Source organism: Candidatus Erwinia dacicola (assembly GCF_001756855.1).
Lineage (GTDB): Bacteria > Pseudomonadota > Gammaproteobacteria > Enterobacterales > Enterobacteriaceae > Erwinia > Erwinia dacicola.
On record NZ_MAYS01000101.1, the window covers coordinates 1 to 7,743 of the forward strand.

A 7,743-nucleotide genomic window follows, 5' to 3' on the forward strand; every position below is an offset into this window, starting at 1 on the left:
GTCCTAAGACTCTACCAAAGTGCCGCGCATACCCTGCTCCAGACCATCCGCGTTTCCATCGTGCAGCGTCTGCTGCGTAGCACGGACGGTCGGCGGATCGCGGTGCGGGAATTCATGATTTTTGATGAAGACTTAAAGACTGAATTGTCAGAATTTCCGTACTAGCAGTGGGGGGCGATCGTAGACAACCGGCTTAAAGCACAGGGTGCTACACTGGTGCAAAAAGCCTACCGGTTGTATCAGGAAGGTAAAGTGTCCAGAGACGACGTTATCGAAGTGATCACCATTTCGAACTTCAACAAGCTGGAGAAAGGCCGCTATGGAAACTAATCGCTGGCGAAATGCCGGTAAGCCGATCCGTATCGAAAAAATTCATGTCGGCTGGTACGCGCTGATCCTTATCTGGTTTGTACATATGACATGGGTGACGTTCGTCGGGATCGTCTGTGCGCTGGCGTTGCTGGGCTATCTTGGCTGGAAGAACACGCCTCCGAGCCTGTTACTCAGGTCGTGGCGGGCAAAACTGAAAGGCGACCATCTTACCGGCCGTCCGTGGTGGTACAGACGAAACTAGCATTGCGAGGTGAACCATGAGTACCGATGTATTCGCGCAGCAAATTGATTCGCTGGTGAACTCACCAGAAACGAACCACGGCACGCACCTGATGATGAAAGATGTGCTGATTGAGTACGTGGCACAACTGGACGCGGATTTGTACTGGTCGCGTGAACGTACAGACGACACGCTGCACCCGGAGCGAAAGGCTGAGCTTGACCGCCAGATAGCCAACCTCACCACGCTTCGGGATTATCTGTACGATACGGTGGCAGAGTTTATTGATGCTGGGCGTGTGAAAATATCTGTGATGCCATACGCGCGGAGATCTTACCGGTCAGCGCAGGACATTGACGAGGAACCGCAGAATGGACGAATTCAGTTATTCCGAGAGTATCGTGGATAATATCGCCCGGCATTTCGTTGAGCAGAAAGGGGCTGGACTCACTGCCAGTGATGCGCCGGTGGGGACTGTGCTGGGCGAGTTGCCGGGAGCAGGGAAATCCACGTTGCTTAATACGTTCCGAGAGGAACAACACGGCAATGTGCTTGTTATCAACGCAGACGAATTTCGCCGTTTCCACCCGCAGTTTAACGAGATTGTCGATAAATACGGTGAAAACTACCCGGAGCATACCGCCGCATTTTCTGGTGCAGTGGCTGAAAGGGTCATTGCGCTGGGGACAGAGAAGCGGCTGAATCTGGCGGTTGAGGGGACATTCAGAACCGCACAGACGCCGATCAGCACCCTGCAATTGCTCAAAGATAACGGGTACACCACGCAGGTGTATATCAAGGCAGAAAGCGCAGAGGTGGCGTGGAGCAACACGTTGGCGCGGGCTGAGGCGGAGCGTGCGATGAACGGTACTGGCCGTACCGTCAGTCGGGCGGTAGTGGCGCAGATGCCGGGAAACGTTGACACAGTGTACCAGAGCGGGCTGGCCGACAGTATGAAGGTCTTCACCGCCAGCGAAACGATTTTCGATTCCACCGAGCCGGAAAATGCCCCTGAAAAGCTGTCTTCTCTGATTGCGGCCATCCAGAATGCACCTGTCCCGGAAGGATCGGCACCCGTGCAGCCGCGCCCCGATGCAGAAAATAATACTGGTGCGACGCCGCAGGCAGAAATGAATGGCTTTTCTTTCGCCGCTTCCGAAGACCGCGACGCAGCACCAGAAGAACGTCTCAATCTGGCCGCACTCATGACGCAACTCACCCATGAGCGGCACGGGAATGCGGTGCGGTATCTGCTGGCCGGGGTGCCTGCCTTTGAAGATCATCGCAGTGGTATCTACATGGCAAGCGAAGACGCCGCCATGTCAAAAGAAATGGTGCTGGTCGCGGTGCAAACCGCCGCCGTCAACTACGGTGGCAGCTTCACAGTAACCGGTTCCGAGGACTTAAAACAGCGTGTATACGGCCTGATAGCCGAGTATGACCTCAAAGTGACTCTGAATGATCCGGCGCAGCGGGAAGCCCTGAGCGCAGTACAGCAAGCGCATCTGGCGCAGGAGCGGGCTACATCGCACGCGCGGACAACAGAGGCAGAGGCACAACCACAGCCAGCCAACGCACCTGATACTTCACCGCAGGCCGGGCAGTCAGTCGCCCCGGATGCAACGGTTGCGCGTAATGGCGTGGAACCCGCAGCAGAGGCGAGCAGCGCAGAAGAACGTAAACCGGTACTGCGCGGTGAACTGCTTGATTTTGGCCGGGCGAAATATGAACATAAAGATGATGAAAAATGTCCTATTTCATCAGGTTGCGCAATGAGCACGGCGAAAAGGAGCATTGGGGGGTGGATTTCCAGCGGGCGCTCAAGGACGCAGGGGTGAAACGGGGCGATATCATTACCGCCTCGTTTGTGGGGAACAAAGATGTTGAGGTGAATGCCCCGGTTCGGGATGAAAACGACAAGATTGTGCGGTATGAGAAAATCATCACGCAGCGCAACGAATGGAAGGTGGCGGCGGAATATCCCAAGCCCACCACGGAGAATCCGACCGCCGCCTGCCCTGATACCTTTGCCGCCTATGATGCGTTAACATACAGGCAATTACGCGATGAAGTGCAGGCCATGGTGCTCGAACGGCAACCGAGTGCGCGGTTTTCCAGCCATGATCCGGCTGGTGAAACCCTGTGGTTTTTCGCCAACGGCAAGCCCGTCCCGGAATCGGTCGAAAAACTCGCTATAGCCGAACTCAGCAGCCAGAATCGTTTATCGGGCGCGGTGGTATTTGTGCAGGACAGCCAGAACCCCAACGCAGCCTGTGATGCGCTGTTTGTCGCATCGCGTGATGGCTATATGCAGGGTGTGATCCGCAATCCGCAGACGGACACCTACGACCATGTGATAGCGCGGCAGGTGACTCAGGAAAAAGACGGCCAGACGAAAAGCTATTTCACGCTCTCCTGCGTACAGGAGCAAGGTTTGAAAATGCTGGGGTACGGTCACGTTTCTCCGGACGGCGAAACGCTGGTCTACAAACTCCAGCGCAGTGAGCAGTTGCAGCCACTGACTATTGCCAATAAAGACATTAAGGCGATGCCGGGTTTTGCGGAATTGTTTAAAAATGCGCCGAAACCACCTAAGCCTCTCCCCAATCAACCAAAGCAGGTAAAACGCCATGAACAAAATGCCACGGCACAACCGATGCCGAGTCCTAAAATGTAGTCTGGTTGCAGGCGTTTTACTGTTGCCTGCATTTAGCGTTATGGCGGATCAGAATTGTGCAGCAGGGACTGCTGCACAGCAGGCCGCGACGGCTGCGCTTAATCCTGAGATTGAGCAAATCAACAAGGAGGCAGAGGACAGTTTTGTCTCAAGCGATGCAATCGGAAAATGCCTCAGCCAACTTTCTACCGGCATTACGCTCCCGGTATTTAATGCAGATGGATTTGTTCAACAAGTTCATAGAAAAAGCGAAACAGGAAGTTTGTAAGGCTGCACGTCAAACAATTACGGAAAAAATCAGCAGTAAAATCCCCACACAGATTGATCCGTGGGGCGAACTTTCCCGTAGGTATCTTCCTCAAAATATGCAGCAATACCTGCCCGATTCGTCGGGTAAAGACGTTCAAATCAATGCGGGGGCAGACGGCGTGAACTCGAACGCGGGCAGCACTAACGAAAATTCTGCATTTCCGTTCCATTTGTAGGTGAATTCCGACCTGTTGCTGCGGCTAACGATATGTATTGTGAAGAGAGGTAGGTGATGGATTTTTACGACGAAGGTGATGACCTGAATGACTAGGTTGATCCTGAAGAGTTTCTGGAACTGGTTGCCGGGCAGCACGCGCTTTCAGCAGTGATGACCGCCGTGCTGGCGGCGCTCAATGACGAACAGCCAGCCGTATATGCGCGAGTGGTGAAGCATATACGCGGGCTTGCGGAGTCGCACCGTACCCAGCTTGGCGAGGTGGATGAAGAAGAAATCGTGGAGTATGCGCACAGGGTGGCCGACAGCATAGAAGGATATATTCTGGATAACGGCGAAAACCACTGACGATTAACTGGTTTCCGCGCCAGTCTATAACGGCCTGTTATTCCTCAGTCGGTTTTATCATTCTGCCACATGGATGTTGATGGTTGCAGCCTCATTTGTTAGCGCGTCCCACGGACGCGCATACTGCACAATCAGTTTCCCGGTTCCTGCTTTCAACGCTTTAAAACGCAGCGTTGTGGTGCCGCCGCAGCCCACCATGCCTGCTTTGCAGTCCGGTGACTGCGCGTAGTCCATGCCCGTCAAGGCCACCTGTTCCGGCAACTGGCGCACAATCCAGTTATAGCCCGTGGTAGGGTTTGATGGCAGTTTCACCTCAAACTGCGCATTCACTTTAGCCGTGGCTTGCGCAGGAAGTTTGGTTTTTTCTGCTGCAAAAGAAGGGGGGATAACCGCCATCAACAGCAGAGATAATCCCGTTTTTATCACATTCATTATTCTACCTTTTGCTATTCGACAGTGTTCTGATTGCGTGGCGATTTTATTCTTCGTCTTTTACGCGATATTTTTCCAGTTCTTCATCGGTCATATCCATAAAAAATACGGGTCTTCTTCCTGTGCCTGTCCATGAGTATGTGACCTGCTTGCCGTTGGGGTTAACGGTGTCATGACGATATTTTACCGGCAGTCGCGATTTACGGCGGCGCTCGGTCGTATCCTTGCGGGCAAGCGCAAGCCCACTTTTTCGGGTGAGTTCAGTAAACAACGCTTCCAGATCGGTTTTGGACAGTGCACTATTGCTCAGGATAGATTTAGCTTCATTCATTATCGCTGATTTTGCGTTTTGTTCTGCTGTCTTCTCTTTGATTAAATCATCGATAACCTCGTTAAACTTGCGTAAAATGTAATCCAGATCTGCAATGCTTTGTTCGCTAATTAGTCCTTTTAGTTTTGCCTTATGTCGCAGGATTGAAAGGAATTCTGATTTGGTTATATCCGCCATTGATTACTCCAGAAACGGGAATGATTTATGAACAAAAAAGAGAAAGGCAACGAAAAAGATAACCCTTTGACCAGTGCCTTGCTGGAAGCCAATAGCCGTAATATCCGGGATGTGCTTTCACAATACGGGCTGAAAGCCAATCTTGTTCTGGGCGCGGCATTGTGCGTCTCTCTTGTCCTGAATACAACGATGTTTTCCTATATAATTAACACACCCAACAAATACTTTGCCACCAAAAACGGTTTTGTGTTGCCGGTGGTTCCCTCCAATGTGCCGGGCTACAGTGATACTGATGTGATGGAGTTTGCTTCAACCGTCATGAATAAGGCGTTACAACTTGATTTTTTGCATTATGAGCAAACGATGTCGTCGCAGAAACAGTATTTCACTACCACCGGATATGACAGTTTTTACAAAGCGCTGGAAAGCAGCGGGCAAAAAGACAATATCATTAACAACAAACTCAACATAAGAACGTCAATTTCGCCGGGTTCTCTGGTCACGGAAGGGCTGTTAAACGACCAAAAAACCTATGCGTGGCAGTTCAGATACCCGGTCATTATGCAGCGCGTGGGTCACTTTGATACCTACAAGGAAGAACGCTACGACCTGTTTGTGCAGGTTATCCGCGTCAGCACCGACAGTAATCCAAACGGCATCGCCATTGCAGCGGTGGTGCTCAAACCGGCGGAGGCGTAAAAATGCGCAACAAAAACAATGCACTGATACTGGCGCTGCTGGGCGGGTTGGGGTTGTCGGCAGCCAATGCCGAACAGCCTGACGCGCTGAAAGGGGTGAAAAGCTCAGTCAGTATGCAGCAAACCACACCCCAGCAGACGCCGCCACCGCAAAGCGTGGCGTCAACGGATACACCCGCAGTACGGTGCAGGTTGATTACCGCCTTGACCTGCGCATTCCGAAACGCAGCCCTGATACGCCGGTGCGTCGTGCCGTCGCCAGCGACAAAATCGGGCTGTACGACAAGGATTTACAGGCGTTTCTGGACGGTGTGCCGCCAGAAGAAGCGACGGTGGTTAAGCTACGAAATGCGCCATCATCCATGCGGGCGTGGATGATGGGCGACGAACTGGTGTTAAGAACCGATCTGGAACTGCGCGACGAATTTACCCGGACGCTTTCGGCTATAGACGGTACTCACGTCTACGTGTTGCCCGTCACGCCAGAACTGACGCTTTCAGAAATGGGTAAATCCCGCAGCGTATACGTCAATCTCAACTGACAAGGGGCAGCAGCATCATGGCAAGTGAAAAAACAGCCGACATTAAAAAGCTGGGGTTGATAGGCGGCGGTGTGCTGGCCGCCGTGCTGATCGCGGTGTATTTCATGACCTCCCGCAGCGAATCTCTGTCCACCGACCCCACAGCGGTAACGGCGCGGAACGTATCGGGCGAGAAGCCCACGGACGTGCTCGACCCTGACTACCGCAAACTGACTGAACTTTATAACCAGCAGCAGAGCGACCGGGCGCTGAATAACGGCACCAGTTTTGTTGGTATGGGTATGAATAACCAGAAAATACCCCAGCCGGGTAATACAGAACAGCCTTTTGGCTGGCAGGGAAAAGAACAAGCCCCGTCAGCAGGAAATGGCGCTCAGACACCTTCCGCTGAATCCGAACAGGAGAAACGGCGAAATGACCGGCTGGCTAAGCTGCTGGATAAAATTGAGGAAGCCAGAACACCCGCAACAGAAATAAAAACCGGCACCGCGTTGTTTGCTTCCTCTGAGAAGGACGGGAACAAACAGAATCAGTGGGTTGCCAGTATTTTTAAAACTGGTGAAGCCAGCGGTCAGAACGGTGACGCTAAAACACCGACCACCCCGGCGTGGTTGATTCAGCCACCAACTCGGACAGCCGTAAAATGAAACTGCTGGCGCATATCGCATCCGGTAAATATCAGGGCGCAAAGCTGTTTTCCTCCGAAATGTCGCTGGAAGGGGACGGCGTTGAGGTGAAATTCACCACGATGGAGTGGAACGGGGAATTCGACAACGTCGAAGCCTACGCCGTTAATGCCGAAAGCCGAGAGTTCGCAATTGCAAGCGAAATACATGATCGTTGGGTAAGGCGTATTCTGCTGCCTGCTGTTGCCAGCGGTATAGGTCAGACAGGCCAGTTATACCGAGACGCTAATTCACAAGTAATCCTTACTAACGGAGGCAATGAATACCGCACCACTGGCAACCCCAGCGGCAAAGCCATTGCCGGGACTATTGCGGGCGGTATTGCGGAGCAGACGGGCAAAGTGATGGCGGAAGATGCCAGCAAACTGCCGGTTAAACAGGTCAAAGTGAACAAAGGAAAAGTGATCGGTATTCAGTTCATCAAAGCCGTCACTGATGCGGATAAAGTCACCCGTTAAGCGAGGACAAAACATGGCGAGCAACATTTTAGCAGGCGGTGAAGACGAAGGTATTAACGACACTGTGATTGTCGGGGAGAACAGTGAAGCCGGTGCGGCCTCTCCACAGGCAGCAGAGCGTCAAAAGGCCACGCAGGAGAGCAAACCCCAGCCGCCAGCCGGGGCAGCTAAACATGGTGCAGGGGGCATGAGCGGGCTACTGGCCGATAAAGGCCGCCTGATCACTTACGGCGCAATAGGTATTGCGGTGGTTTTGCTGGGTTTCTATCTTATGACGGACGATACGCCACCTCAGCCAAAAAATACAGGCGGGTTCGCTTCCGGCGCACGTAATGCCCCGCCTCCGGCCTCGTCGCC

The 7,743-nt window shown here is 52.9% G+C and carries 14 protein-coding genes; 12 read left to right on the forward strand and 2 right to left on the reverse strand.

The window, feature by feature from the left end:
• Positions 1-319 precede the first annotated feature (319 nt).
• From icmT to BBW68_RS02975, 7 genes are all read left to right on the forward strand, one after another.
• Positions 320-574 (forward strand): IcmT/TraK family protein, encoded by a 255-nt coding sequence (icmT, locus tag BBW68_RS02950; protein WP_070133940.1) that lies wholly within the window; start codon positions 320-322, stop codon positions 572-574.
• A 16-nt stretch (positions 575-590) separates the two neighbouring features.
• The gene (locus BBW68_RS02955) at positions 591-962 is read left to right on the forward strand and encodes a hypothetical protein (protein WP_070133941.1); all 372 of its coding nucleotides are present in this window, start codon (positions 591-593) and stop codon (positions 960-962) included.
• Entirely contained in the window at positions 925-2,391 is a 1,467-nt protein-coding gene (locus BBW68_RS02960) for a zeta toxin family protein (protein WP_070133942.1), read from the forward strand. Before BBW68_RS02955 ends, BBW68_RS02960 begins: the two co-directional genes overlap by 38 nt.
• Positions 2,355-3,230, forward strand: a complete 876-nt coding sequence (locus BBW68_RS02965) for a hypothetical protein (RefSeq protein WP_148127519.1) — start codon at positions 2,355-2,357, stop codon at positions 3,228-3,230. Before BBW68_RS02960 ends, BBW68_RS02965 begins: the two co-directional genes overlap by 37 nt.
• Before the next feature lie 22 nt (positions 3,231-3,252).
• Positions 3,253-3,498: a hypothetical protein gene (locus BBW68_RS18245; RefSeq protein WP_148127520.1), complete on the forward strand. Its 246-nt coding sequence runs from the start codon at positions 3,253-3,255 to the stop codon at positions 3,496-3,498.
• Positions 3,455-3,715 carry a hypothetical protein gene (locus tag BBW68_RS02970; protein ID WP_148127521.1) on the forward strand — a complete coding sequence of 87 codons (261 nt, stop codon included), beginning with the start codon at positions 3,455-3,457 and terminating at the stop codon, positions 3,713-3,715. The genes BBW68_RS18245 and BBW68_RS02970 overlap by 44 nt, the downstream gene beginning before the upstream one ends.
• 152 nt (positions 3,716-3,867) lie before the next feature.
• Positions 3,868-4,062, forward strand: coding sequence for a hypothetical protein (locus BBW68_RS02975; protein ID WP_070133945.1), 195 nt, complete (start codon positions 3,868-3,870; stop codon positions 4,060-4,062).
• A 57-nt stretch (positions 4,063-4,119) separates the two neighbouring features.
• On the opposite strand, the gene BBW68_RS02980 is transcribed toward BBW68_RS02975, so the two are convergent.
• Both BBW68_RS02980 and BBW68_RS02985 read right to left on the reverse strand, forming a co-directional pair.
• A complete protein-coding gene (locus BBW68_RS02980; protein WP_070133946.1) occupies positions 4,120-4,494 on the reverse strand; it encodes a protease inhibitor I42 family protein in 375 nt (124 codons plus the stop codon).
• Positions 4,495-4,540: 46 nt separating this feature from the next.
• Entirely contained in the window at positions 4,541-5,002 is a 462-nt protein-coding gene (locus BBW68_RS02985; protein WP_070133947.1) for an H-NS family histone-like protein, read from the reverse strand.
• A gap of 27 nt (positions 5,003-5,029) precedes the next feature.
• Here BBW68_RS02985 and BBW68_RS02990 point away from each other — a divergent pair, with 27 nt between their 5' ends.
• From BBW68_RS02990 to BBW68_RS03010, 5 genes are all read left to right on the forward strand, one after another.
• Positions 5,030-5,701: a DotI/IcmL family type IV secretion protein gene (locus BBW68_RS02990; RefSeq protein ID WP_070133948.1), complete on the forward strand. Its 672-nt coding sequence runs from the start codon at positions 5,030-5,032 to the stop codon at positions 5,699-5,701.
• A 184-nt stretch (positions 5,702-5,885) separates the two neighbouring features.
• Complete coding sequence (locus BBW68_RS02995; RefSeq protein ID WP_070133949.1) at positions 5,886-6,242, forward strand: DotH/IcmK family type IV secretion protein; 357 nt, start codon at positions 5,886-5,888, stop codon at positions 6,240-6,242.
• Between the two features lie 17 nt (positions 6,243-6,259).
• Positions 6,260-6,889 carry a hypothetical protein gene (locus tag BBW68_RS03000; RefSeq protein WP_070133950.1) on the forward strand — a complete coding sequence of 210 codons (630 nt, stop codon included), beginning with the start codon at positions 6,260-6,262 and terminating at the stop codon, positions 6,887-6,889.
• The gene (traO, locus tag BBW68_RS03005) at positions 6,886-7,386 is read left to right on the forward strand and encodes a conjugal transfer protein TraO (protein WP_070133951.1); all 501 of its coding nucleotides are present in this window, start codon (positions 6,886-6,888) and stop codon (positions 7,384-7,386) included. Before BBW68_RS03000 ends, traO begins: the two co-directional genes overlap by 4 nt.
• A 13-nt stretch (positions 7,387-7,399) precedes the next feature.
• A partial coding sequence (locus BBW68_RS03010; protein ID WP_148127522.1) for a hypothetical protein occupies positions 7,400-7,743 on the forward strand: 344 nt, incomplete at its 3' end.

Bases quoted from the DNA above. Each gene is read 5' to 3' on its own strand.
- BBW68_RS02955 (WP_070133941.1), top strand. From the start codon at position 591: ATGAGTACCGATGTATTCGCGCAGCAAATTGATTCGCTGGTGAACTCA.
- BBW68_RS02960 (WP_070133942.1), top strand. From the start codon at position 925: ATGGACGAATTCAGTTATTCCGAGAGTATCGTGGATAATATCGCCCGG.
- BBW68_RS03000 (WP_070133950.1), top strand. From the start codon at position 6,260: ATGGCAAGTGAAAAAACAGCCGACATTAAAAAGCTGGGGTTGATAGGC.
- BBW68_RS02990 (WP_070133948.1), top strand. From the start codon at position 5,030: ATGAACAAAAAAGAGAAAGGCAACGAAAAAGATAACCCTTTGACCAGT.
- BBW68_RS02985 (WP_070133947.1), bottom strand. From the start codon at position 5,002: ATGGCGGATATAACCAAATCAGAATTCCTTTCAATCCTGCGACATAAG.
- icmT (WP_070133940.1), top strand. From the start codon at position 320: ATGGAAACTAATCGCTGGCGAAATGCCGGTAAGCCGATCCGTATCGAA.
- traO (WP_070133951.1), top strand. From the start codon at position 6,886: ATGAAACTGCTGGCGCATATCGCATCCGGTAAATATCAGGGCGCAAAG.
- BBW68_RS02975 (WP_070133945.1), top strand. From the start codon at position 3,868: ATGACCGCCGTGCTGGCGGCGCTCAATGACGAACAGCCAGCCGTATAT.
- BBW68_RS02980 (WP_070133946.1), bottom strand. From the start codon at position 4,494: ATGAATGTGATAAAAACGGGATTATCTCTGCTGTTGATGGCGGTTATC.